Origin of the sequence: Parapedobacter soli (genome assembly GCF_025460835.1) — a bacterium.
GTDB classification, from domain to species: domain Bacteria; phylum Bacteroidota; class Bacteroidia; order Sphingobacteriales; family Sphingobacteriaceae; genus Parapedobacter; species Parapedobacter soli.
This window is the reverse complement of the sequence record NZ_JAMXAY010000003.1, coordinates 150,646-177,341: the sequence shown is the minus strand read 5'-3', so window position 1 is coordinate 177,341 and position 26,696 is coordinate 150,646. Positions and strand designations below refer to the sequence as shown.

Below are 26,696 nucleotides of genomic sequence, written 5' to 3'. Positions count from 1 at the left end.
CCGGTAAGCTAAAATTCGATTACCCACACTATCCGTCATAGAGCCTTTTAATAATACCCAGCATACCGGTTTTGGGCTTTCGGCACTCGAAAACAGGAACCTGAAATGGGAAACAACGCGGCAGTTTGATGTGGGGATTCACCTTGGGTTGTTTCAAGGTAAACTGAACATCACCGCAGATTGGTACGACAAACAGACCAAAGACCTGCTACTGGGTGTCAACTTGCCGGGGTCGAGCGGATTCAGCAGGGTGCTGCAAAATGTAGGTTCGGTGCGCAACCGTGGGGTGGAGTTCCAAGCTTCCCTGAGGCAGCACCTTGGCAAGGTAGCGTGGAATCCGATATTGACGGTATCCCACAACCGCACGAAGGTACTCGATCTGGGTACGGATGCACATGGCAATGCGGTAACGTTCATGGAAATCGGCACGGGTGGGAATTGGTTTCCCACCATTGTGGGGCAATCGATGATGCAGCTCTATGGATATACCGTAGAAGGCATCTACCAAACGGACGTCGAGGCCGTTGAAAATGGCGAGCCCACCAAGAAGGCGGGTGACTATCGGTTTAAGAATTGGGACGGCCAGGGCGTGGTTAATGACCAAGAAGACCGAACGGTGCTATCCAATTTCGAGCCTAAATTTACGTTCGGCTTCAACAACAGCTTCCAGTATAAACGAATCGACTTATCGTTCCTGATTGTAGGAAGCTATGGCAATGACATCGCGAATGAATTCCGCAAATACAACATTACGATGAACGGGAGCTGGACACCTACCCGTGAGGCGTTCAACCAGCGGTGGACAGGCACCGGCGACGCGGTAGACAAACCGTCGGCAAACAGCGGTAGTTCAATCAGAGACTATGCGAATAGTTTATGGTTGGAAGATGCGTCTTACCTACGCCTGCGCGATATCACGCTGGGGTATTCGTTTTCACCGACGTTGTTTAGGTCGGGTAAGGCATCTTCCATCCGGGCGTATTTGAGTTTGCAGAATTACCTCACCTTTACCAAGTATTCGGGTTATGATCCCGAAGTCTCTTGGGCCTCGGCCAGTATTGCGGGTTGGGACCGGGGGAATTACCCCTCCACGAAATCCATCACCGCGGGCATTAACATCACTTTTTGACAGGAACACCCATAAGCGAATACGAAGATGAAGAAATTACCTAAAAATATAGCCATGATGCTGCTGCTGGCCGCGCTTGGCCTGAATGCCGGCTGCGAAAAAATGCTGGAGGAAGAACCCAAGACGGTGCTTAGCCCGGGGGGCGTGCTGGCCAACCCGGATGGCTATGAAGCCGTAGCAAAGGGAATGTATGCCTCTTTCCCCATGTACGTGTCGTTTACGCACGAACTGATCATTGATATCTATCGCGCGCCCGACGCGGGTGTGGAGCAGGCATTGCCCATTTACAACAACAATCCGACACCATCCTATTACAATGCACGGGATGCTTGGAACGGACCATACGGCGTGATTAAAAACGCGAATTTCCTGCTTGAATACCTGCCAAATGCACCATTGGATGAAACCAAGCGAAACCAGCTGACTGCCGAAGCACGCATGCTGCGGGCATATGCCTATTTTGATTTGGTACAGCTTTTCGGCGACGTGCCCATGCCTACCCAAGTGGCGCCCAATTATAATGAGCTCCAGCTCCCGAGGACGCCGCAGAACGAGGTGTACGACTTTATAGTGGAAGACTTGGTATTTGCGGAAAGCAATCTGCCCGATGAGGCCCCCCAGCAGGGGCGCGTGTATAAAAGCGTTGCTACGGCATTGCTGGCACGGGTTTACCTCACCATGGCTGGAAACCCGCTGAACCTGACGGCGTATTATGTGCAAGCCCGCGACAAGGCGTTGGCCGTGATCGGTGACGGTCGGTTTGCGCTGCGACCCGATTATGCCGACGTCTTTCACCACGACGCGTATACCAGCGAGTCGATATGGGAGCGCCAATACATACCGGGCAGGGGCGGAAACGGGCTGCACAACAGCATGTGTACCGCTGAAGGGTACAGGCCTGTGTTGATGCCTACGAATGCGTTTATCAATAGCTTCCCCAACGGCGATAGGCGGAGAGCATGGGGCATCCAACAAAACTATGCCGCGCCGGCCGGCGCCCTATCTCTTCCTTTTTTCCATAAATTTGTCGATACCGATTTGATTGATAGGGGAGTGGGCCCTTCGCAGGCCATGGTGTCTTGGTCACGGCCGATCATCCGGTTAGCCGAAATGTATTTGATTGCGGCAGAAGCTGAAAACGAAGTCAATGGTCCAGCCAACGCTTATGCGTATATCAATGCCATCCGGGAAAGGGCGCGTGTGGATAAAAGTAACGCTATGCATGTGCCTGATTTGGCAGGGCTGACCCAAGACGAATTCCGTGAGGCGGTATGGGATGAGCGGAACTGGGAATTGCATGCTGAGGGGTTGGGCTGGCAAACGATGAAGCGCACCAATACGTTCCATAAAATACAGGATATTCGGGGCGGTTCGCTGAATGTACCCATCGGTGCGTATAACCAGACGTGGTTGATCCCCATCGAAGAGATAACGACGAATAACATTCCGCAGAACCCTTTGTATCAATAAATAAGCAATGAGAAGTCGACAGATGAATCCCATGGATACTATTTTTTTAAAACGTGGAATGAAGTGGCTCCGGCTGGTGATATGCGGTTTTGGTGTATGGGCCTTGGCATCGTGCGGTGTGGAGGTAACCACATACTATGTGGCACCCACGGGTGCCGATACGGCTGCTGGCACGGAAGATCAACCGTTTGCCTCGTTGGCCGCCGCCAAACGCGCGGTGGCGAAAGAAAAGGCCGCGGGAAGTACCAATCGGTTTGAGGTAGTGGTACTGCCGGGCACCTATTTTCTTGCGGAACCACTGGTTTTCGGACCCGAAGAGTCGGGGACGCCCGATGCTCCTTACACGATTAAGGCGGGAGAAGGTGGTGAGGTGGTACTGAGCGCCGGTAGGCGGCTACAGCTCGACTGGCAGGACTACGACGGACGTATCTGGAAAGCGCACGTGCCGGAAGTGGATTCCATCCCAGGCTTGTATGCCGGTGGGAAGGCACTGACGAGGGCACGGTACCCGAACAGGGAGGAAGGAAAGCTCCCCTTCGGAGGGTTTGCAGCAGACGCACTTGCGCCGGAGCGCGTAGCCGATTGGGAGCACCCTGCCGGGGGGTACATCCACGCCATGCACAGCGGCAGGTGGGGTGGCATGCACTACCGGATTACAGGCAAGGATGACACCGGAAACTTGGTTTATGAAGGGGGCTGGCAGAATAACCGCCCCAGTCCGATGCACAAGACGCAGCGGTACGTAGAGAACATCTTCGAAGAACTCGATGCACCGGGCGAATGGTATTTTGCGGAAGCCGAACGGATGCTGTATTATATTCCCGAGGAGGGACAACAAATCGACGATTTGGAATTTGTGGCGGCCCAGCTGGAAAGCCTCGTCCAACTGAAAGGCAGTGAACAACACCCTGTAACCGATATTTACTTGGAAGGGATCTCCTTTCAACATACGGCCCCGACCTTCATGAAAACCGAGGAACAGTTGATGCGGAGCGACTGGGCGATTTATCGCAATGGGGCGGTGTTATTTGACGGAACGGAGCGCTGCGGCGTGCGCAGCAGCACCTTCAGCTTGCTTGGCGGCAATGCGGTTTTTGTGAGTAACTACAACCGGAATGCCGAAATATCGGGAAACCTGATTGAATACATCGGCGGGAGCGCGGTCTGCTTTGTGGGCAGTGCCGATGCTGTCCGCTCGCCTTCCTTTCGCTATGAGGAATTTGTGCCTGCCAGCGAGATGGATACCATCCCGGGCCCTAAAAGCAATGCTTATCCAGCTGATTGTACGGTAGAAGATAACCTTATCCGCCACATCGGTACCATCGAAAAACAGGTGGCCGGCGTGCAGATCCAGCTGGCGGCCCGGATCCACGTGAACCATAACACCATTTACTACGTGCCGCGTGCTGGCATCAATATCGGGGATGGTGCATGGGGTGGGCACATTATCGAACATAACGACGTGTTTGAAACCGTACTTGAAACGGGCGACCACGGTGCCTTCAATTCCTGGGGCAGGGACCGCTTCTGGCATCCGGACCGGCATGTGATGGACAGTTTGGCGAAGGTGCATCCCGAATGGATACTATTGGATGCCGTGGAGACGACGGTGATCCGAAACAACCGCTTCCGGTGCGACCATGGGTGGGATATCGACCTGGACGACGGTTCGAGCAACTATGAAATCTACAATAACCTGTGCCTATCCGGCGGGTTGAAGCTTCGGGAAGGGTTTTACCGAAGGGTTTACAACAATATTTTGGTGAACAATGGGTTCCATCCGCACGTATGGTTTGAAAACAGCCACGATGTATTTACCAGAAATATCGTGATGACCGCCCATCAGGAGATACGCGTGAACCATTGGGGAGATACGGTGGACCACAACTTTTTCGTGGACAGTGCGGATCTTGAAACAACCCGTAAACACGGTATCGAGCAAAATGGTGAAGTGGGCGACCCGCAGTTTGTGGACGCCGCGGCAGGAGACTTTACGGTGGGCAGTGGGTCTGAATGGCTGGAGCAGGGTTTTGAGAATTTTGCGATGGACGATTTCGGTGTGTTGTCTCCACATTTGAAAGCAAAAGCGGATCGCCCGGTGATATCGCCGTTGGCCGCTGCGGGTACCTTCGCGCCGGGTGAAGCAGTGGAATGGCATGGGGCAACGGTGAAGCCTGTCGAGAACCTTGGCGAACAATCCGCCGCTGGTTTGGACCGGATAAGGGGCGTGCTGCTCGTAGATGTTTTAGTAGGCTCGCGGGTGGCGCGGGCCGGGTTGCAGGCCGGCGACGTTATTTTGGCGTGTGAGGGAACGGATACCGATGATATGGTCGATTTGCTGAAAGTGGAGGCTTCCAATAAGTGGAAAGGGCGCTTGCAACTGGTTGTTTGGCGCAACCAGCGGGAGAATGATGTGAATCTGATCTTGGAATGACGGGAAGATCAATTCGCCGGGCACGGAACCTGTTCTGACGCCATAGCAAACGGGAGCGGCGGTTAGCGGCTCCCGTTTGCTATTATGCATATATCTCCGCAAGATCTAAGCATGAAGCCTCACTTATCGCTGGTTCCAAATGATTGTTATTGTTCAATTTTATCCTTAGTTTTGACATAATAGCTAGTCCATTTAAAGCTTTGAAAATAGAGAAGAACATCGATGAAAATGAATTGCTCCGTCGTATTTCGCGAGGGGATCAGTCCGCTTTCGGTGCGCTTTTCAAATCGTATCACCCGTTCGTCTATGCTTTCGGTAGGCGCATTACCCGCTCGGACGAGCTTGCCGAAGAAGTGGTCCAAGACGTCTTCCTGAAAATATGGGTCGATCGGGAGTCACTGGAAAAGATCGATAATTTCGGGGCATACCTCAATCGGATCGTACGCAACCATTGTTATAATGTGCTTCGGAAATTGGCGATGGAGAGCAGGCACGCATCGCTGCTTTCAGCTGGTTTTGACGATACCGATGATTCGACCGCCCAACAGTTGGACTACAACGACGTCAACGAGGTATTGGAAGATGCTATTCAGACACTATCAACCCAACAGAAGAATGTATATCAACTGTGTCACCAACGGGGGTTAACCTATCAGGAAGCCTCCGATGAATTGGGTATCTCCCGACAAACCGTTCATGCCTATATGAAAGATGCATTGCGGAAAATCCGTGACCATTTCAGGAAACACGGCATCTTATATGCTGTTTTCATTGCGGTATTGTTTAAATAAATTGCCTGATAGCAAGCTTGTTGCAATCTTTGTCCATTCCGTATACCCCCATGTGGATCGTCTGATGTGTCAAATCTAAAAAAGCATCAATGGGACACGATCACCAGCGTATTCGTCAGTTAATTGCCCAATATCTGGAGGGGAAGCTATCCGCCGTAGACGAGGAGGAGTTTTGGGGGTATGTGGAGGATCCGTCTTTCGAACCGGTTATTAAGCAATTATTGTCAGAAAAGCTCGAAAGCGGAACAGCGCCTGTGGTATTGGATGATGATGTACAGGCCCGCATCTTAAACCAAGTATATAACCATGGTTCGTCCCGTATCCGGTCGAAACGACTTAGGTGGCTGCCTTATGCTGCAGCAGCGGTCTTTATAGCGTTTGTGGGTGTTGGGTTCTTATTGTATGATCAGCAAAGCCAGCTGCAAACCGAGGTTGCCCAGGTAGCTGCTGAAGATATCCAACCCGGCGGAAACAAGGCGGTTCTTACGCTGGCCGATGGAAGGAAGATGGTATTGAAGGAGGACCAATCGGGGATTGTGCTGGCTGGTAACGAGATTACCTATAAAGATGGTGATCCGTTGACTGATTTAGCGATAGCGGACCAACGGGAAGGCGCGGTGCAATGGATGGAGCTAGTCACCCCCAAGGGCGGTACCTACCAGGTAACGCTCCCGGACGGCACCGACGTGTGGCTCAATTCGGGTAGTGTGTTGCGATACCCCATCCGGTTTGACCACCATAGGCGGGTAGTCGAATTGTCGGGCGAAGCGTACTTTGATGTTGCACATTTACGAACTGAAAACAAGGGGATTCCATTTTTGGTAAAAACGACAGCACAAACCGTGGAAGTGCTGGGAACCCAATTCAATCTTAGTGCATATGCCGAGGACGCCAGTGTGAAGACGACGTTGGTTGAAGGAAGTGTGCGCATAACGCCGGTGGAGGGCGACGGATACGCGCCCGTTGTGCTGAAGGCGGGGCAGCAAAGTGTGGCCGAGGCGGGAAACATAACCATCGCTGATGTGGATGTGGGGCCATTTACTGCTTGGAAAGAAGGATATTTCCATTTCAAGAGTACACCATTTGCCGACGTGATTAAGCAAATGACCCGCTGGTACGATATCGAGGTGGTCTTCAAAGGCGATGCGCCCACGCAAACATTTTCGGGCAAGATGTCTAGAAATGTGAGCCTAAAGAGTGTCCTTAATTTTTTTGAGGGATCAGGTGTTGACGTTACGTTGGTAAATGGTAAATTGATGGTTCAAGAATAACGTATAATAACGATGCAAAACATGCACACCATAAATGAAAGGAGCGCTATATGAGTGAATAATTTACCGAGCAGCAGGAACAACACGGGGAGATGCTGCAATCACCTCCCCGATAAGTTCGGATAAGCCAATAATAACCAGGGAGTAATAACCGGATTTTAAACTATCCAAACGTACAAATCTAATGAAAAAATATGAATTGCTCGCCCGTGCTTTTCGCAAGCGGACGGTGAGTAACCAATTGTCTCGAGTATTGAAAACGACCACATTTTTACTGCTAATCGGGTGCTTGCACTTGAGTGCGGCATCATGGTCTCAAACCGTTACCTTGCGTGCTAATAGACAATCACTTAAACAGGTTTTTGAAACCATTGAGAAGCAGACAGGTTATTGGGTGGTGTATAGCGACCAACTGATCAACCGATCAAAGCCCATAACGATCCGTGCCAATGGCATGGCGCTCAATCGGTTTCTGGATCAGATACTGGAACCGCAGGCGCTCACCTATACCATTGAAGGGAAAAATATCTTGGTCATGTCATCGAACGAGCGGACGTTGGCACTTAAAAACATGTTAACCGGGGTGGCCGATATTAAAAATGTCCGCCTTCAACAGCGGGTAATAAGAGGTAAGGTTACCGATGAAGGGGGAAATCCGCTGCAGTCGGTCACGGTTACCCAAAAGAACACGAAAAACGGGGTGTTGACGGATCGTGAAGGTAATTATGAAATGAGCGCCCATGGCGACGACATCGTCTTGGTATTCACAATTATTGGGTATGTTAGTAATGAGCAGGTTGTTGGCGGCCGCTCTACCGTTGATGTGGCATTGGCCGAATCCGTGAGCGACTTGGATGAGGTGGTCGTGGTGGGGTATGGCACGCAGCGAAAGCGTGACCTGACGGGCGCGATTACCCGGATTGATGGCGCAAAGTTTGAAACACAGTCGGCCACCAGTGTGTCGGAATATTTCAGCGGAACGGTGGCCGGCATTTCGTCCACCCAAGGAACTGGAGCCGGCGGCGGGGGATCTTTGGAAATCCGCGGGCGTAATTCATTAAAAGCGGGGTCTTCTCCACTTATCGTGTTAGACGGTGTGATCTACAACGGTTCCCTGCAGGATATCAATCCCTTCGATATCGCCAATATCGATGTGTTGCAGGATGCCAGCGCAGCGGCGGTATACGGGGCACGCGCCGCGTCCGGCGTAATCATCGTTACCACCAAGCGGGGCAAAAGCGAGGTGCCAACTATCACCCTTTCTGCAATGACCGGCCTAGCATCGGTATCACATGATTATAAACCTTTCGACGCACAGGGCTTCCTACAGTTCAGGGAAGACCTGATGAACCAAATGGCGCCCAGCGATAACCTGGGTTTTTATGCAAGGCCCGATCAGCTTCCTGATGGCGTGTCGTTAGCGGATTGGCGTGCATATAGCAATAATCCCAATGCCGACGATATGCTGGAATGGGCAAACCGGATCCGCCTCAACGACGCTGAGATTGAGAGTTACCAGCAAGGCCGTGTAACCGATTGGTACGATATGCGGATGCAGCAAGGCTTGCGGCAGAACTATGACGTTGCCCTTGCCGGAAAAGGCGCGCGGGTCAACTATTACCTTTCGACCGGCTATACCGATAACGAAGGTATCGTCTACGGCCAGCGCCTCAAGACATGGCGCACGCGACTGAATTTGGAAGGACAGGTGGCCAATTTTCTTAAGGTGGGACTGAACTCCCAATTCGCAAGCCAGGATGGCAGTTCGGTAGCCGCCGGCGGAATAACCGCACTCAGCCCCTACGGCCGGTTTAAGGACGAGAGCGGTGCCCTCCTTCAATACCCGCATGAGGACCCCTTATTTCCCAACCCATTTCTTGATGCGTATTACAAGGACCAATATGTGCGGAATAACCGCTTGTTTGCCACGCTTTACGCGGAGTTTAAGCTACCGTTCGGCTTTAAATACCGATTTTCGTTCCAGAATAGGTTGGATATTACAAAAGACTATAATTTCTGGCCTACTACCACCATCCAAGGAGGTAGGGATAGGCAGAATGGCTACGGATCAAGAGTGGACGGGCACGGATACGAATGGATGATCGATAACATCGTATCATGGAATAAGACATTCGGCCAGCATGGTTTTGATTTTACGTTCCTAGCCAACGCGGAAAAACTTCAGATACAGCGATCGCGGCAGGAAAATGAAAATTTCGGTCCGAATGGCAGCCTCACTTGGCACGGATTGCAATACGGTATTAACCCGTCTATCCTCAACGATGATATGTTACATACCGGCGACGCCCTAATGTTTCGGTTGAATTATAACTTTGACGAGCGTTACCTGCTTACCTTGTCATGGCGTCGGGATGGGTTTTCAGCCTTCGGCCAGAACCATCCACGGGGTGTTTTTCCGTCGACGGCATTCGCATGGCGGCTATCGGAGGAACGTTTCTTCCACGCATCGTGGGTTGATGACCTCAAGCTGCGCTTTTCTTGGGGCATTAACGGAAACCGGGACATACCCACCTATTCAGCGCTATCCAACCTGTCTCCCAACCCGTATTTCGACGGCACCAGCGTGGTCGTGGGCCTCACCAACAGCTCAATGGCCAATCCCAACTTGAAGTGGGAGGGAACCGAGGCGTACAACATCGGCTTCGATTTAACTACGCTAGACGGCAGGCTATCGGCAACGGTGGATGCGTACCGGGGAACCACCCTCGACCTCCTGCTCGATCGGAAGTTACCGCGGGTCATGGGGTACGAGTTCGTGACCGCCAATCTGGGCAAACTTTCCAATCGGGGGATCAATGCGACTATAAATGGCCAATTGTTGAAGAACGAACGGATTACATGGAGCAGTGACCTGGTGTTTTCGCTCAACCGCAACCGGATCGATCGGCTGTGGGGCGATATGGTGGAAGAAACGGTGGATGGGAAGACGACCTACCACGAAGCCCCGGATTACGCAAACGGCTGGTTTCCGGGCGAAGCGATAGACCGTGTTTGGGATTACCGGATTCTTGGCATTTGGCAGGAGGAAGATGCCGAAGACGCGGCGGTATACGGGCTACGCCCCGGAGAGTACCGCGCAGCGGATGTAAACGATGATGGTGCCTATGGGCAGTTCGATGACAAGCAGTTTTTAGGGTGGAAAGAACCGCGGTATACGTTTGGTTGGCGGAACGATATTACGTTCCTGAAACAATTCGACGCCAGCATTTTTCTTCGGGCCGACCTTGGGCACATCGGTGCAAGGGGCGATTTCAATCATCCCAACTCAAACACCTACGATCGTTCGAATGCGTTGGATATTCCCTATTGGACCTCGGAAAACCGATCGAACAGCTATCCCCGGCTTAACGTCAATTACAGACTCTTTGAAGGGGGGATCAATATCTATGAGCCGCGGAGCTTTTTGCGCATACAGGATGCCTCGGTGGGGTACCGTGTTCCGGCAGACTTGCTAAACCGGGTGTCGGTCGACCGGCTTCGGTTTTTTGTGAGCGCCCGCAATCTATTAACGGTAACCTCTTGGACAGGGTGGGACCCCGAATCTGGAAGTAGTCCCATGCCCAGGATTTTCACCCTCGGATTGAACGCGTCTTTTTAACTAGGCATAAAATAAAAGATCATGAAATTCAATACATCATATATAGCTATTCTATTGGCAAGTGTAATGCTGTCGTCGTGCACGACAGATTGGCTTAAGCCCGAGCCACTTTCTTTCTACGCACCTGAAAACCTGCTTGTCAACAAAAACGGTTATGAATCATTGCTGGTTACGGCCCGGAAAAACCTGCGCAATTCGTTTTACAGCGAGCTGAGAACGGTTGTCTCCGAGGGCATATTCACTGAACTGGGTGTAGCGGGGCCACTCAATGACAACGGCATCCGCAACATGAACCTACAGCTCACCCCAAGCTCGGATGGGAACTACTACGTATTGGATAATTTCCAATGGGGATACCGCCCTATTCGCGTAGTAAATGCCGTGATTTCCCGCATCGACAATATCACATGGGAAAATGAGTCCGACAGGAATGCTATCCTGGCGGAAGCCTATTTCCACCGCGCTTATTGGTATTATCTGCTCATCCACCAATTTGGCGACGTGCCCTATATCGGGCAGGAGTTTCTGGATGCTAAACTGGACTTTTACACCCATTCGCGCTGGTCAATTTTGGATCGTATGCAGCAAGAACTGGAGTTTGCCGTGCAATGGCTACCCGTAACCACCACCCCGGGGCACCCAGCCAGGCCGCTGGGCAACATTTGTTGGCCAAAGTCTATCTCGCGAACAGACAATATGAAAAGGCGGTAGAAGTAGCCACCGCCGTAATCGGCAAGCACCCATTGATGCAAGCGCGGTTCGGCGCTGTTGTGGCTACCACACCGGGCAGGAACCTGTTCTGGGATTTACACCGCCCGCAGAATGTCCATAACTCCGCCAATACAGAAACCATCTTGGGTACGCTAGACCGGAACGATCTTCCGGATGAGGTGCGCACGGATGGGTTGTATACGATGCGCAATTATCATCCGGCGTGGTGGAATGCGCGGGTAAGGGATAGCCAAGCTGGCCGGGGGACTATTGATCGCGGTGCGGTGTATGATACCCTTGGGCGCGGCAATTCCAACCTTCGCCCTTCTAATTATTATCTGTATGATATCTGGACTGACAAGGACGACCTTCGACGAAAAGACGGCAACTGGGTTTTCCAGGAAGAGTTAATATATAACAACCCCGCTTCCGTCGACTTCGGGAAGCCGATCGATCCACGAAACTTCGGTGCTTTGGCTGATACTTTCCAGCATTACCACTCATTTCCCTATTACATAACCTACGTTCCGCAAGCCACGACCGAACAGGTGCCCAACGGGGGGAATGGTGATTGGTATGTGTTCCGTTCTGCCGAAACGTATCTGTTGCGGGCAGAGGCCTATTATTGGTTAGGGAAACTTGATTTGGCAGCGACCGATCTGAATGCCGTGCGCAGTCGTGCCGGGGCGGCACCTGTAGCCAGCGGCGCGATGTCTATTGAGGCTATATTGGATGAAAGGGCACGGGAACTATTTGCGGAAGAACATCGGAAATCGGAGTTGGTCCGGGTTTCCTATATCATGGCTGCCGAAGGAATTGACGGTTATTCGTTGGAAACGTTCAGTGAGCATAACTTTTGGTATGACCGCGTTATGGCGACCAACAATTTCTATCGGGATCATGTTCGGTGGGGGTCATCAGAATGTCGTATAAGTCCCTATCATGTCTTATTTCCGGTTCCTGCAGACGTTATCAACACCAATACGTTGGGCGTGATCAATCAGAACAAAGGGTATCCGGGTGCAGAGAACAACCTGCCTCCGCTCACAGAAATAACGGATTAAACACTACATATATGAATAGGGAAAAACAGTTGATAGCTTCGATGATGATCTATTTTACCGGATTGGCGTTGGCCAATCCGGTCTTTGGCCAACAGGCGCCCGCTGATCGTCCGAATATTGTGATCATCCTTGCCGACGATATGGGGTATTCCGATCTGGGGTGCTATGGCGGGGAGGCCGCCACTCCCAACCTGGACCAGCTGGCGGCCGAGGGATTACGGTTCCGAACGTTCTATAACGCAGCCCGGTGCTGTCCCACGCGCGCATCCCTGCTTACCGGCGTGTATCCCCACGAGGCGGGCATGGGAGGGATGGTCTCGGATGTGCATAGCGAGCCAAAGCCGGGGCCGTACCAAGGCTATCTTGACCAAGATTGCGTGACCATCGCAGAAGTGCTGAAACAAGCTGGCTATAGCACGTACATGTCGGGAAAATGGCACGTAGGCGAGCGCCCCGAACATTGGCCGCGGCAACGTGGATTTGACCGCTATTTCGGTTTGATCAGTGGTGCAAGCAGCTATTTTGAGCTAGTCGAAGAGCCCCGTGTACGACAGATGGTGCACGATGACGAACCTTGGTTCCCACCTGCGGAGGGGTTTTACATGACAGACGCATTCACGGACACGGCGATTGCTTTTCTTGAAAAGCATGAAGGGGAAGACCCCGATCAACCCTTTTTCATGTACCTCGCGTATACAGCCCCCCATTGGCCCCTCCATGCGCATGAGGAAGATATTGCGCGGTATAAAGGCCGATTTGACGCGGGTTGGGATACCATCCGGGAACAGCGTTACGAACGGATGAAACAGCTCGGTATCATCGACCAGCACTACCCCTTGTCTCCCCGTACATCGGGTATCCCTGCTTGGGATAGCATTGCCGATCACGGCGATTGGGCGGACCGCATGGAAGTTTACGCCGCGATGGTCGACCGAATGGACCAGGGCATCGGTAAAGTTGTAGAAACCTTGGAGCGCCAGGGCAAACTTGATAACACATTGATCCTTTTCCTTTCCGACAATGGCGGATGTGCCGAAAACATCGATGGACGGAAGCTGAACCAGGAAGGCAGCAAGGTTGGTGAACGGGGATCTTATGTCGCTTATGATGAGCCTTGGGCCAATGTTTCCAATACGCCTTACCGGAAATACAAGTCGTGGACCCACGAAGGTGGAATACTCACACCGCTGATTGCGCATTGGCCCGCGGTTATAAAACATCCCGGTACATTGACCGATGCCGTTGGGCATATCGTCGATATCATGGCCACCTGTACGGCAATTGCCGGTGCGGATTATCCGATGCAACGGGAGGGACGTGATGTTGTACCATCAAGGGGGATTTCGTTGATGCCCGCCTTTTCGGGTGCTGATACCGGAAAACGGACATTATATTGGGAACATCTTGGCAAGTGGGCAATAAGGCAGGGCGACTGGAAACTGGTTGGAGGGAGCAGTGGCGGATACGAGTTGTTCGATTTGGCAGCGGATCCCGTCGAAATGCACGATCTGAGCGGGAACTACCCCCATGTTGTTGAAAGCATGCAGCGTGATTACACCATTTGGGCGAAGGAAGTAGGCGTGAGGCTGCATTAACCCAAGGTTGGATGCTGACCTAGGCATTGAGGAATGAGATGCACCGGATGATCTCTTTTCTAGTTGGGCGGTGAAGTCACACATGGTTTTAAGGTTTGCCGTTTCAATGCTGTCTATCCAACCGAAGCACAGGGCCCCATCGACCGCCTCGGTCCAACTGATGGTGGGCTTACCGGAGTGCTTTTTGTATTGGATGAGCCATATGCCTTGTTTCGTTTCGTGGTTTTCGCGAAGCCACTTGCGCCATTCGGCGTTGGTGGCTGCGTATATTGTTTCGTAACCCATAGGATTTTTTAGTTTGTGAGTCATGGATATGGCAAAGGTGGTATTCGATGGTGACAACGTTATGTCCTAAGCTTCTTCTTAGGATGCCGACTGGTGTGGAAGATATGTAGAATGTATACCAATTGGTTTTCTGGTATATATTCATAAACGATGACGAAAGGGAAGGTAGACACAACGTATTGACGGTAGGTGCCAACTTTTACAGGAAATAGTTGAGGGTTGTTGCCAACAGTCATTACCGCAGCGTCAATTTGGTTAAGGAATCGTTCGCCTAGTCCGAGGCGTTGTTCTTCATACCATTCAAAAGAATCCTGTAATTCTTTTTCAGCGGCTGATGATATAATAACGGTATTCGGCAAGGCTTAGGCGGTTGATGGGTTATCTGGATAACAATCGTTTCTTTATTTCAGCAAAGGGTACGCCTGAATCTCTCCCGGATGTTAAGTCAGCCGAACGCTTATCCAACTCCTTTACTATTAATTCATCTTCCCACCATTTGGAAGAATTGTCTGCATGGATGGAATAATTTAATCCTAACTTATCTAGTAGGGCCCTGACTCGCTGTTCAGTACCTTGGTCATCGATATTTACGGTCAGTGTCGTCATCGCATTTATGTTGCCTAACAAAGATAAAGGTTATTGCTCTGGTTTGCAAATGAAGGGCACAATTCAAATAAATCTGCTTTATAGGGCATTTAAAATTGCTCATGGTCCCCCAACAAGCCCCGGCACCCTCGCCGGGTAAGCTTCCCTACGCGTGCTGAAATCCTGGTATTTGTCACGTATATACATGAGCAGGTCGTAGTCTGAAAACCCAAGCAATTGTTCGTATGTGGGCCGGAAAAACCAGTGGAAGACATCCAATTCGGCGTCAGGGATATCCGTTTGCGCTTGGATGAGCGCTTTCGTGTACCGGCGGTCCACGTAATCTTCGTGCTCATCGCGGATGAGTGCGGCCTTCAGTATTTTGGCCCGTTTCTGCTCGCGCGAGAACGAAGCAAATAGTACATTGAGGTTGATGCCGATGCCCACGGGTGCGAGCGTGAGCGCCTGCCACGGCTTCACCGGTTTGAAGTTGAACTGATCGGCATATTCCTCACGCATCCAAAGGGAGTCTTTCACGGAGTTGCGCTTGCCGAGTATACGGACCTCGGCGAGGCCGATGGTTTTGCTTAGCAATGAAAGGTAAAGCAGCGTGTCGGGGGCCGAGTAAAGGGTAAGGGATACCGGCTCATAGCCGATGTGCGAAACGGAGAGGGTAGCGGGGAAGCTGATGAAACCGGTGATGCCGAAACGCCCCGACGCATCGGTAGAGGTGCGGAGATTGCCTATGGTGATGCTGGCCGCCCGGATGGCCTGCCCCGTTTCACGGTCGCGCGCCACACCACCAAGGTACTGCGCCTGCGCCACGATGGGTAGCAAACCGCAGGCAAACAGTAAATACAACGATATGAAACGACGGCTTTCATACATGGTGCGGTAAAGGTAACAGCAGGCTCGCTTATATCCATTGGTTTTAACATTCGTTAACCAAATATTTGGTTTACTCAATATATTGAGTAAATTTGCTCATTGTGTTGAGTAAATTTGAAATTATGTACGAAAGACCTTATTTAAAGGATATTAAGAGTCGTATAGAAGAGCCTAGAAGATTCATACAGGTGATTATGGGGCCTCGGCAAGTCGGTAAAACGACGCTGGTAAATCAACTAACGGATGCTTATGGCTATCCGTTTCATTTTGCGACGGCAGACGCGGTTCCTGCCGCCGGGGGCGCTTGGCTCGAACAGCAGTGGGAGGCGGCACGACTAATGTTTGAACAACGCGCAGCGCCTGAATTTCTGCTGGTTATTGATGAAATACAGAAAATACAAAACTGGAGCGAGACCGTCAAGCTCCTTTGGGATACGGACAGTAGGGAGCAGCGAAACATTAAAGTGATACTATTAGGCTCGTCGCGGCTGTTGCTGCAGCAGGGACTGACCGAGTCGCTCGCGGGAAGGTTCGAGACCTCCTATCTGGGGCATTGGTCTTTTGCCGAAATGCGGGATGCGTTTGGCTGGGATGCCCCTACTTACTGTTGGTTTGGTGCGTATCCCGGCGCGGCCACGCTGATCGATGATGAAAATCGGTGGAAACGTTATGTGCACGATTCATTGATTGAAACGAGCATATCCCGCGATATCCTGATGTTGACCCGGGTGGATAAGCCGGCATTAATGAAGCGCCTGTTTGAATTGGGGTACGTTTATTCGGGGAAAATCGTGGCATATACCAAAATGCTCGGCCAGTTGGTAGATGCTGGTAATACAACAACATTGGCACACTATCTCGGGTTGCTGAATACCGCTGGTTTGCTCAGCGGGCTGGAGAAATATGATTCAAAATTGGTGCGGAAGCGTTCATCGAGTCCCAAATTTCAGGTGCACAACACCGCGTTAATCAGCGCGCAGCGCGATGAGCAGTTTGATGAAATACGCCAGCAGCCGGATGAATGGGGACATATTGTTGAGTCTGCCATCGGGGCACACTTGATAAACGGGGCTTTCACCGACGGGTGGCAGCTTTCTTATTGGCGGGAGGGTGGATACGAAGTGGATTTCGTTTTGGAACGCCGAGGAAGGGTAATCGGTGTCGAGGTGAAAAGCGGCAACACGCAAACGGGCATTAATATGCCGGCGTTCCGCAAAGCAGTAGCGCCGGATAAGATGTTATTGGTTGGCAAATCAGGTATCCCGTGGGAAGAATTTTTGACGATTAACCCGTCGGATCTGTTCTGAGCAGAACATCTCCGGCTGCCGAAGATATGTATACGTTTACGCGAATTACGATGGAGTAGGAATTACGATTTCTCAAAAATTATCCCTACTTTCGGGGCCTAAAACAACGTAATAAAAAGAATACCATGAGTTTGAAAGATTTTAAAGGGGTTGTCACAGGCGATGCAGTACAGGAGTTATTTGAGATCGCTAAAACACATAAGTTTGCCCTTCCCGCGGTCAATATCATTGGCACGGATTCTATAAATGCGGTGATGGAAACCGCCAAAGCGGTTAATTCACCCGTGATTATCCAACTGTCTAACGGCGGTGCACAATTCTACGCCGGCAAGTCGATGAACAACGACGGCCTGAAGGCGTGCATCCTCGGTGCGGTATCCGCCGCCCACCACGTACACCTGTTGGCCGAGCATTACGGCGTAGCTGTTATACTCCATACAGACCATGCCGCCAAGAAGCTGTTGCCGTGGATCGACGGTATGCTAGACCATGGTGAGCAGTTCTTCAAGCAGCACGGCAAACCATTGTTTTCCTCCCATATGCTCGACTTGTCCGAAGAGCCTATCGAGGAAAATATAGCAGTTTCTAAGAAGTACCTCGAACGGATGAAACCACTCGGTATGACCATTGAAATCGAGCTTGGTGTAACCGGCGGGGAAGAGGATGGGGTAGACAATACCGACCTGGATAGCTCCAAGTTATATACCCAGCCGGAAGAAGTAGCTTATGCGTATGAGGAACTGAAGAAAGTGAGCGACAAATTTACCGTGGCTGCAGCTTTTGGAAACGTGCATGGCGTATATAAACCGGGCAATGTGAAGTTGCAACCCGTTATCCTCCACAATTCGCAGGAATATATCCGCGAGAAATTTGGCCTGTCGGCTGAGAAACCGGTCAATTTTGTTTTCCACGGTGGCTCCGGATCGGCTCCCGAAGAGATCACCGAAGCGATTTCTTATGGTGCGGTGAAAATGAACCTCGACACCGACATGCAGTGGGCTTTCTGGGATGGGGTACGTAAATACTACCAAGCCAACGAAGGGTATCTGCAAGGCCAGATCGGAAACCCCGAGGGTCCCGACTCGCCAAACAAAAAATACTACGACCCGCGCGTTTGGCTGCGCAAGGGTGAGGAGAGCTTCGTGAAGCGCTTGACGCAGGCGTTCGAAGAATTGAATGCCATAGACGCAAACAGCAAACTGTAAACATAGGAAACTTGCCGTTTCTTATTGGTTAATAAAAAAACACCTAGCGATAGGTGTTTTTTTTTGACTTTCTCGGCAATCGGTGTGAAATGCCATTGCGAATCCTGCAGAATTCCCTATTTTGCGGCCAGTGAATGATTTACTAACCATTAAAACAATTGAACAGGCAACCGTATCGGTTGTAAGACGTTATGGAACAGTTTTTTAAAGCTATTAACGACGTGGTGTGGAGCAACGCGCTCGTTGTGCTGTGTATCGGTGTCGGTGTTTATTTTTCGTTTGCAACAGGTTTTTTGCAGGTAAGGTATCTGAAAGACATGGTGAAACTGCTGTTCGGGGGTGGTTCATCGGCCAAGGGTGTTTCTTCCTTCCAGGCTTTCTCGATGGCATTGTCGGGCCGTATCGGCACCGGTAATATCGCGGGCGTGGCTACAGCCATCGCCATGGGCGGGCCGGGAGCGGTATTTTGGATGTGGCTCATCGCATTCCTCGGGGCGGCCTCGGCCTACGTAGAAGCGACGCTGGGACAGATTTACAAGGAAGTGAACAACGGTGAGTACCGCGGCGGTCCCGCGTTCTATATCGAAAAGGGATTGGGGGTGAAATGGTATGCCGTGGTTTTTGCCGTGGCCACAATACTAAGTACGGCGCTTTTCCTGCCGGGCGTGCAAAGCAATAGCATTGCCATCGGGGTACAAAATGCGTTCGACGTGCCGGTGGAGTACACAGGGATTGGACTGGTGGTGTTGCTGGGCCTGATCATCATCGGCGGTGTGAAGCGTATTGCAAAAGTGGCCGAAGTGGTGGTGCCCTTCATGGCAGGGGGTTACATCCTGATGGCACTGATTATCATCGCACTCAACTATAAGGATATCCCGGAGGTGTTCGGGCTGATCTTCAGGGCAGCTTTTGATTTCGAGCCTGCCTTCGGCGGTATGCTCGGCATGGCAATATCATGGGGTGTGAAACGCGGTATATACTCGAACGAGGCCGGCCAGGGTACTGCCCCCCACGCTGCTGCGGCCGCTGAGGTAAGCCACCCGGCCAAACAGGGGCTGGTGCAGGCGTTTTCGGTATATGTGGATACCTTGTTTGTGTGTACGGCGACGGCATTGATGATTTTATTTACCGGAAAGTATAACGTCCAGAACCCTGAGGGTGGGTACCTCGTTGAGCAGCTCCCCGGTGTCGAAATAGGGTCGGGATATACCCAGTATGCGGTGGCCCACCATTTCCCCAGCATTGGGGCGGGCTTTGTGGCGCTGGCACTGTTCTTCTTTGTCTTCACCACCATCATGGCCTATTATTACATGGCTGAGACCAATCTCAGCTACCTCGATAAGCGGGGCAAGCAGCGGTGGGCCGTCTGGGCGCTTCGAGCCCTGATCCTTTTCGCTACCTACTACGGAACCGTCAAGACAGCCGAGCTGGCCTGGACCATAGGTGATATCGGTGTGGGGCTGATGGCGTGGCTCAACCTGATTGCCATCATACTGCTGCGAAAGCCGGCCTTGAAGGCGCTGAAAGATTACCGCCAGCAAAGAGCCCGGGGCAAAGACCCCGTGTTCAATGCGGATGAGTGGGATATCAAGCACGCCGGCGAGTGGTCGGAACGAAAAAATGGGTAGATTTCGTATCTTATACGTACCTTTGCGCCATGCCAGAAAAAATCGTTATCCTTGATTTCGGCTCCCAGTATACCCAACTGATTGCGCGGCGGGTGCGGGAGTTGAACGTATATTGTGAAATATATCCATATACCCATATTCCGGAGTTTGACACCTCGGTAAAGGGCATTATCTTTTCGGGAAGCCCCTATTCCGTGCGCCAGGATGGCGCGCCGCAGATCGATTTCGAGTCTATCCAAAAGCGGTTCCCGCTCTTGGGTGTGTGCTATGGCGCACAATATATCGCGCAGCACTCGGGCGGAGCGGTGGTGGCTTCCACCATCCGTGAATATGGCCGCGCTAACCTCCAATATGTCAATCATGAGAGTGCACTGTTGGCGGATATCCCGGCCGGCTCCCAAGTATGGATGTCGCATGGCGACACCATATCCACGATCCCATCGCATTTTGAGATCATTGCCAGCACCGATAAGGTGGATGTAGCCGCGTACCACATCAAGGGTACCCAAACGTATGGCATCCAGTTCCACCCCGAGGTCACACACAGTACGGATGGAACGACGTTGCTGAAAAATTTCGTTATCGATATCTGTGGGTGCACGCCTTCGTGGACGGCTGATGCGTTCGTGGAAACAACCGTGTCAACGCTGAAAGAACAGCTGGGCGATGACCATGTGATCATGGCCCTCTCAGGCGGGGTCGACTCTACGGTGGCAGCGGTATTGTTGCACCAGGCCATTGGTGATAACCTGCATTGTGTTTTTGTGGACCATGGGTTGTTGCGTAAAAATGAGTTTGAACAAGTACTGGAGTCGTACCGGCATATTGGGCTGAACATCAAAGGTATAAATGCGAGCGATCGATTCTACCAGAAGCTGGCTGGCGTGAGCGAGCCCGAGAAAAAGCGGAAAATCATCGGTGCCGCATTCATCGACGAATTTGACGCAGCAGCGCACGCCGTGCAGGCGGAATTGCCAGCGGGGGTGGAGGTGAAATGGCTAGGCCAGGGTACCATCTACCCGGATGTGATCGAGTCGATTTCGGTGAACGGCCCCTCGGCCACGATCAAGTCGCACCACAACGTGGGCGGACTGCCTGACTTCATGAAATTAAAGGTGGTGGAACCGCTGAAGGCACTTTTCAAAGATGAGGTACGCCGCGTAGGGAAAGCGCTGGGCATCGCACCCAGTATCCTCGGGCGCCACCCTTTCCCGGGCCCGGGCCTGGCCATCCGCATCCTGGGAGAAATCACCTCCGAAAAGGTACGGATTTTGCAAGAAGCTGACGATATCTATGTCCGGAACCTGAGAGAATCGGGATGGTATGATAAGGTGTGGCAGGCCGGTACGATTTTCCTCCCCATACAGTCGGTAGGCGTGATGGGCGACGAGCGTACTTATGAACATGTGGTCGCGCTCCGTGCCGTCAGCTCCCTCGACGGGATGACAGCCGATTGGGTGCATTTACCTTATGAGCTGCTGGCGAAGATATCAAACGAGATAATCAATCACGTAAAGGGGATAAATAGGGTTGTATATGATATTAGTTCGAAACCTCCAGCTACTATTGAGTGGGAATAAAATTGTAATAGGTTTAGCGGTACTGGCGCTGCTGGCAGCATGTACGCCAAAAGTACGGGTGCTGCGGAGCCCCGGAAGTAATGTACCCACTAAAACGGAAACACCCACGGAGAAAGACGACGCGGTGAAGGAGACTGAGGAAGCCGAGGTGGTAGACGTGAAGCAGATAGCGCTCCTCTTGCCGTTCCAGCTCGATAAAGCTAATCCGCACGCGCCCAGTGCTGCGGATATCAAACGGTCGGCTCTCGCACTGGATTTCTACCAGGGGTTTGAGCTTGGACTTGAGGCACTGTCTGGTGAAGGTACTAATTTCAAGCTCCACGTGCTCGACACCCGCGATGATGCCGGCGAAAATGCACGTATTGCAAAACTAGAGGAAGTGCAAGAGGCCGCTCTGGTGGTAGGGCCGGTATATCCGAAAGAGATACAGGTATTCGGCTTCAATGCCCGGCTCGACCAGGCATTGCAGGTATCGCCACTGGCGGCTAGTATGCCGTCGGAATTCAATTTGGCCAACCTTGTGACCGTCACGGCACCGCTGCCGATACACGTGCGTGCGCTGGCAGCACACATCGCCGACCAATACCGGAAAGGTGATGCGGTGATATTCTACAAAACACCCGACGATGCGAGCAGGCAGCTGTTGCCTCTCCTGAAAACGGAAATCCGCCGCTTTAAGAATGGTAGCATTCCGGTGGTGGAGGTGGAAGACGAGGCAGACCTCGAAAGCCGTGTGCACCTGGCGGGCAAAAACCTGGTGGTACTGGCAACTACCAACAAGTATGAAATATCGCCTATTTTGGCGCAGTTGCGGCGGCTACAGGATGAATTGTCTTACGATATCCATTTGTTTGGCCATCCCAACTGGTCGAGGTTAGCCTTTGATGTAGAAGATGGACTGGCTGACCTCCATACCCGGATTACCTCGTCGTATTATGTAGACCGCAACAGCCAGGATGTAAGGCGTTTCGATCAGCAGTACCGCACAGAATTTGGCATAGCCCCCACCGAATTTGCATACAAGGGCTACGATGCTGCGTATTATTTCGGTAGCCTCCTGGCGGAATACGGTGCAGATTACCGGCTACACCTGGAAGATACCGGATATGATGGGTTGCACAATGCCTTTAAGTGGGAATTTAACCCTGCTTGGGGATATGTAAACAGTGCCATTTCCATTTTGCAATATGGCAGCAGTGGTTTCCGGCCGGTAAAGTAAACATTCTCTATGGACTTGGAAAAGAGGGTAGGGCAGCAAGTTCGTACGGTTGAGCGCCTGCTTCGCGAATATGCGGAAGAAAAAGGGACGCCATTGGCCCGCTTCCTTACGGGCTTTTACAAGCGTAACCGGCAGATGGGGAGCAGAGACCGCCGTATGGCCTCCCGGCTGGTATACCATTACTTCCGCCTGGGAGCTGCCGCAGCAGCAGAAGAAATAGCCGTGCGGCTTGCCATGGCCGATTTCCTATGCAGCGACGAAAGTACGCTGCCCACGGCTCTTTTGCCCGGCCTCGCGGCACACATAGGGGCTAGCCTTCAGGAGAAAATCTCGGTACTGGAAGCAAATACCAGTTTCCGATTGGCAGATGTGTTCCCGTTTCATCAGTTCCTGTCGGTGGGTATCGACCACCGGTTGTTTATCGAAAGTCTCTTTGTGCAGCCCGATCTGTATATCCGGATACGGCCCCCTTACCGGGATGAGGTGGTTGCGGCATTGGATGGCTCTGGGACAAACTACCGGCAAGTGGCTCCCTATGCCATCGCGCTGCCCAACGGTACGGCATTAGACCGGATTGCGGACATCCGGGGTAAATATGAGGTGCAGGATTATTCGTCCCAGCAGACGGGTGCGTATTTTGAGGCCGCTGCCGGGGAGCGGTGGTGGGATGCATGCGCCGGGGCGGGTGGCAAGTCGCTCTTGCTGCTCGACCAGTGCGCGGGCATCAACCTGCTGGTGTCTGATACGCGCCTCAGCATCCTGCGGAATCTCGACGAGCGCTTCGAGATAGCAGGTATAACGTCATATAGGCAGCGGGTCATCGACCTTACCGATGACCCCGCAACGGTGCTGGGCGATGAACGGTTTGATGGCATTATCCTCGATGCCCCCTGCACCGGCTCGGGCACGTGGGGCCGCACGCCCGAGATGCTTTCGGCATTCGATAGCGGATCGATAGCGCGATTTGCTGCATTGCAAAAGCAGCTGGCCTCGAACGCCGTAAAGTACCTCAAACCGGGCAAGCCTCTTGTCTACATCACCTGCTCGGTGTTTGCCGAAGAGAATGAGGGGGTCATCGATTATTTGCGGGATACGCATGGACTCCACGTACAACAAGCTGAGCTGCTGCAAGGCTACCGCAATAAAGCCGACACCATGTTCGTGGCGCGGCTGCTAAAACGTTGAATCGGTTTCATTTGCCATTCAGTTTACAATATGCTATTTTTGGACAAAAGGAAATCACATGAAAATAGCTGTATTCCCCGGTTCTTTCGACCCGATTACGAACGCACACGTGGATATCGTGGAGCGCGGCAAGTTGCTTTTTGATAAAATCTATGTGGCCATCGGTACGAATACCACAAAAAAAGGCTTTTTCACTCCGGAGGAGCGGTTAGCCATCGTGAAATCGGTGTTCTCTCCCTACCAGGGTGTCGTGGAAGTTGTCCACTTTGATGGACTGACAGTTGATTTCTGCCGCCAGGTCGGGGGGCATTTCATCCTCCGCGGTATGCGCAATGTGGGTGATTTCGAATTTGAAAAGGCCATCGCCCTGAATAATGCCGCCCTGGCTCCCGATATCGAATCGGTGTTTCTGGTGAGCAGTAGCGGGCTGTCACATATATCCTCAACAATCGTCCGCGAGATTATGGTGAATAATGGTGACGTTAGCCAATTGGTCCCGAAAGCCGTGCTGAAGGCAGTCGATGGCCGGAGCTAATCCACGTCCACTGTCGGGGAAATCGTGTCCAGCACCTCGATGATGAGCGGGTAAGTATTTTTTCGGATTTTATTGAATTTATCCTTTGGAAGCCAAATCGCATCCGTGATATTCTCTTCTCGCTGGGGTTTGAGTTTCGGTACTTTATTCACACCCATTTCATACCAATTGGTTTTTTTGAGTACGACTTCACCCTTAATCTGGTACGTATGGTATGACGTAGCGAGTTTTTGCCCAAGATAATCAATCGATATGCCGCATTCTTCCTCCACTTCGCGTACGGCCGCTTTCTTCATGGACTCTCCCGGATCCACCTTACCCTTGGGCAAATCCCATTTTTTCAGCCGGTAAATGAAAAGGTAATCGCCAGCTCCGTTCTTTACCACACCTCCGGCGGCTTTGATTATTTTGAGCGTCTTCTTAATACGGCTGAAATAGTCGCCCGGGTCTTCCAATTGGACGAAATAGGTGATGGGAGACTTGTCTGTTTGAGCCTGTTTGAAAAGTTTTTCTATATCAAGCCGTTGATGGTCAATTGGTTGGGTGTTAGGGTGGTTTTCGAGTGGGAAATCTGCCAGAACAAGGGCCGATTGGTTCATATAAATTTTATAGATTTGCGCCATGAATGATATGAATGAGGTTGCACAAAAAGTTGCCGAATCATTGTTGCAAATTAAAGCAATTAAATTACAACCCAAAAATCCTTTTACATGGGCTTCGGGTTGGAAGTCGCCTATTTATTGCGATAACCGTGTAGCTTTATCTCACCCACCTATACGTACCTACATCCGCCAGAAACTTTCTGAATTGATACAGGAGGAGTTCGGCGCTGTGGAAATGATATCGGGAGTAGCCACGGCCGGTATCCCGCAAGGGGTATTGGTGGCCCAAGACCTCGGGCTGCCGTTTACATACGTGCGGAGCAGCTCCAAAGACCATGGCCGGCAAAATCAGATCGAGGGGGAAGTGGTAAGTGGCCAACGGGTGGTGGTCATTGAAGACCTGATTTCTACTGGGAAAAGCAGCCTTAAGGCTGTAAAGGCATTGCGTGATGCTGAGTGTAACGTTGTAGGATTGGTTTCTATATTTACCTATGGATTTGCCGAAGCGGAGACCAATTTTGCCGAAGCCAAATGCCGCACCATCAGCCTCTGTAACTACGACGTGTTGGTCGAAGTTGCGGCAAAGCATAACTATATCCGTAATACGGATATCGAGCTGCTGGAAGCTTGGCGTGCAGACCCCGCAAACTGGTCGCCTGTGGCCAAGTCGTCTGACGGTGAATAACGACGGCGCAGACCGATGATGGTTATTTCTGCGCCATCGTTACCTGCTAGCCGTTCAATTGCTCGGCTACGAAGTCCCAATTGACCACGTTCCACCAGTTATTGATGTAGTCGCCGCGTTTGTTCTGGTAATGGAGGTAATACGCATGCTCCCAGACGTCGATGCCCAGTAGGGGCTTGCCTTTGAATTCCGCATCATCCATCAGCGGATTATCCTGGTTGGGGGTGGAGCCGATTTTCAACGTGCCGTTGTCACTCACCAGCCAGGCCCAGCCCGACCCGAAACGGGTGGCACCTGCATTGGCAAATTCTTCCTTAAACTGGTCGAACGAGCCGAATGCACCGTTAATCGCATCTAACAGCGCTCCTGCGGGAGCGTTTCCGTCTGCCGGGGCCCGCATGGCTTTCCAGAAAAACGTATGGTTCCATGCGCCGCCACCGTTGTTACGGATGGTGGTGGAGAGTTTTGATATGTTGGCGAATAGCTCTTCCGCGGTCGTATAACTTACCTCGTCTGCTTTGAGTGCCTCGTTCACCTTATCGATGTATCCGGTATGATGCTTGGTGTAATGGATTTCCATCGTGCGAGCATCAATGTTCGGCTCCAGGGCATTATAATCGTAACCGAGTGGTTCTTGTGAAAATTGGAGTACATCACCTCCTCCCGACGAGCCGCCGGAGGAGTTGGGTGATGCGCATCCTACCAGTGCATTTAACGGATTGACCCCTATTGCTGTCGTAGCAACTGTAGCTGCCGAAAAGCCGAGGGTTGTTTTTAAAAATTTCCTTCTGTTGGTGGTTGCCATAGTGGATAAAAGATTTTGATTTACAGCTTATATACAACCAAAGGTAGAAAATTGTTTTTAAATCCTGCAGATTTCCGGTGTTTTATCACGTTGGACACTTCGG

21 protein-coding genes are annotated in these 26,696 nt (G+C 51.7%); 17 read left to right on the top strand and 4 right to left on the bottom strand.

The window, feature by feature from the left end:
* The first annotated feature begins 13 nt into the window (after positions 1–13).
* From NGM62_RS02920 to NGM62_RS02880, 9 genes are all read left to right on the top strand, one after another.
* A complete protein-coding gene (locus tag NGM62_RS02920; protein WP_315975847.1) occupies positions 14–1,129 on the top strand; it encodes a TonB-dependent receptor domain-containing protein in 1,116 nt (371 codons plus the stop codon).
* Positions 1,130–1,156: 27 nt separating this feature from the next.
* Positions 1,157–2,599: a RagB/SusD family nutrient uptake outer membrane protein gene (locus NGM62_RS02915; RefSeq protein WP_262245693.1), complete on the top strand. Its 1,443-nt coding sequence runs from the start codon at positions 1,157–1,159 to the stop codon at positions 2,597–2,599.
* A gap of 58 nt (positions 2,600–2,657) precedes the next feature.
* The gene (locus NGM62_RS02910; protein ID WP_262245692.1) at positions 2,658–5,033 is read left to right on the top strand and encodes a peptide-binding protein; all 2,376 of its coding nucleotides are present in this window, start codon (positions 2,658–2,660) and stop codon (positions 5,031–5,033) included.
* Positions 5,034–5,233: 200 nt separating this feature from the next.
* Positions 5,234–5,824 (top strand): RNA polymerase sigma factor, encoded by a 591-nt coding sequence (locus NGM62_RS02905; protein WP_262245691.1) that lies wholly within the window; start codon positions 5,234–5,236, stop codon positions 5,822–5,824.
* Positions 5,825–5,913: 89 nt separating this feature from the next.
* Entirely contained in the window at positions 5,914–7,095 is a 1,182-nt protein-coding gene (locus tag NGM62_RS02900) for a FecR family protein (RefSeq protein WP_262245690.1), read from the top strand.
* 184 nt (positions 7,096–7,279) lie between these two features.
* Complete coding sequence (locus NGM62_RS02895) at positions 7,280–10,714, top strand: SusC/RagA family TonB-linked outer membrane protein (protein ID WP_262245689.1); 3,435 nt, start codon at positions 7,280–7,282, stop codon at positions 10,712–10,714.
* Positions 10,715–10,735: 21 nt separating this feature from the next.
* Positions 10,736–11,425 carry a RagB/SusD family nutrient uptake outer membrane protein gene (locus NGM62_RS02890; protein ID WP_262245688.1) on the top strand — a complete coding sequence of 230 codons (690 nt, stop codon included), beginning with the start codon at positions 10,736–10,738 and terminating at the stop codon, positions 11,423–11,425.
* On the top strand, positions 11,323–12,489 hold the full coding sequence (locus NGM62_RS02885; protein ID WP_262245687.1) for a RagB/SusD family nutrient uptake outer membrane protein: 1,167 nt from the start codon (positions 11,323–11,325) through the stop codon (positions 12,487–12,489). The genes NGM62_RS02890 and NGM62_RS02885 overlap by 103 nt, the downstream gene beginning before the upstream one ends.
* A gap of 11 nt (positions 12,490–12,500) precedes the next feature.
* Positions 12,501–14,084 carry an arylsulfatase gene (locus NGM62_RS02880; protein ID WP_262245686.1) on the top strand — a complete coding sequence of 528 codons (1,584 nt, stop codon included), beginning with the start codon at positions 12,501–12,503 and terminating at the stop codon, positions 14,082–14,084.
* A 344-nt stretch (positions 14,085–14,428) separates the two neighbouring features.
* On the opposite strand, the gene NGM62_RS22155 is transcribed toward NGM62_RS02880, so the two are convergent.
* Positions 14,429–14,728 carry a type II toxin-antitoxin system RelE/ParE family toxin gene (locus tag NGM62_RS22155; RefSeq protein WP_390936284.1) on the bottom strand — a complete coding sequence of 100 codons (300 nt, stop codon included), beginning with the start codon at positions 14,726–14,728 and terminating at the stop codon, positions 14,429–14,431.
* 346 nt (positions 14,729–15,074) lie between these two features.
* Positions 15,075–15,842 (bottom strand): carboxypeptidase-like regulatory domain-containing protein, encoded by a 768-nt coding sequence (locus NGM62_RS02875; RefSeq protein ID WP_262245685.1) that lies wholly within the window; start codon positions 15,840–15,842, stop codon positions 15,075–15,077.
* 194 nt (positions 15,843–16,036) lie between these two features.
* Here NGM62_RS02875 and NGM62_RS02870 point away from each other — a divergent pair, with 194 nt between their 5' ends.
* The 7 genes from NGM62_RS02870 to coaD all read left to right on the top strand — a co-directional run bounded on the left by NGM62_RS02870 (position 16,037) and on the right by coaD (position 24,501).
* A complete protein-coding gene (locus NGM62_RS02870) occupies positions 16,037–17,149 on the top strand; it encodes an ATP-binding protein (RefSeq protein ID WP_262245684.1) in 1,113 nt (370 codons plus the stop codon).
* A 125-nt stretch (positions 17,150–17,274) separates the two neighbouring features.
* A complete protein-coding gene (gene fbaA / locus NGM62_RS02865; RefSeq protein ID WP_262245683.1) occupies positions 17,275–18,354 on the top strand; it encodes a class II fructose-bisphosphate aldolase in 1,080 nt (359 codons plus the stop codon).
* 191 nt (positions 18,355–18,545) lie between these two features.
* A complete protein-coding gene (locus tag NGM62_RS02860; RefSeq protein ID WP_262245682.1) occupies positions 18,546–19,982 on the top strand; it encodes an alanine/glycine:cation symporter family protein in 1,437 nt (478 codons plus the stop codon).
* Positions 19,983–20,011: 29 nt separating this feature from the next.
* The gene (guaA, locus tag NGM62_RS02855) at positions 20,012–21,562 is read left to right on the top strand and encodes a glutamine-hydrolyzing GMP synthase (protein WP_262245681.1); all 1,551 of its coding nucleotides are present in this window, start codon (positions 20,012–20,014) and stop codon (positions 21,560–21,562) included.
* Positions 21,519–22,781, top strand: a complete 1,263-nt coding sequence (locus NGM62_RS02850) for an ABC transporter substrate-binding protein (protein ID WP_262245680.1) — start codon at positions 21,519–21,521, stop codon at positions 22,779–22,781. The genes guaA and NGM62_RS02850 overlap by 44 nt, the downstream gene beginning before the upstream one ends.
* A gap of 9 nt (positions 22,782–22,790) precedes the next feature.
* Positions 22,791–23,966, top strand: coding sequence for an RsmB/NOP family class I SAM-dependent RNA methyltransferase (locus NGM62_RS02845; RefSeq protein WP_262245679.1), 1,176 nt, complete (start codon positions 22,791–22,793; stop codon positions 23,964–23,966).
* A gap of 58 nt (positions 23,967–24,024) precedes the next feature.
* Positions 24,025–24,501, top strand: coding sequence for a pantetheine-phosphate adenylyltransferase (gene coaD, locus NGM62_RS02840; RefSeq protein ID WP_262245678.1), 477 nt, complete (start codon positions 24,025–24,027; stop codon positions 24,499–24,501).
* Here coaD and NGM62_RS02835 read toward each other — a convergent pair.
* Positions 24,498–25,100: an NUDIX hydrolase gene (locus NGM62_RS02835; protein ID WP_262245677.1), complete on the bottom strand. Its 603-nt coding sequence runs from the start codon at positions 25,098–25,100 to the stop codon at positions 24,498–24,500. The genes coaD and NGM62_RS02835 overlap by 4 nt on opposite strands.
* Positions 25,101–25,122: 22 nt before the next feature.
* On the opposite strand from NGM62_RS02835, the gene pyrE reads away from it, so the two are divergent.
* Positions 25,123–25,788, top strand: a complete 666-nt coding sequence (pyrE, locus tag NGM62_RS02830) for an orotate phosphoribosyltransferase (protein WP_262245676.1) — start codon at positions 25,123–25,125, stop codon at positions 25,786–25,788.
* Between the two features lie 46 nt (positions 25,789–25,834).
* Here the strand turns inward: pyrE and NGM62_RS02825 are convergent, their stop codons facing one another.
* A complete protein-coding gene (locus tag NGM62_RS02825) occupies positions 25,835–26,593 on the bottom strand; it encodes a superoxide dismutase (RefSeq protein ID WP_262245675.1) in 759 nt (252 codons plus the stop codon).
* Positions 26,594–26,696 lie beyond the last annotated feature (103 nt).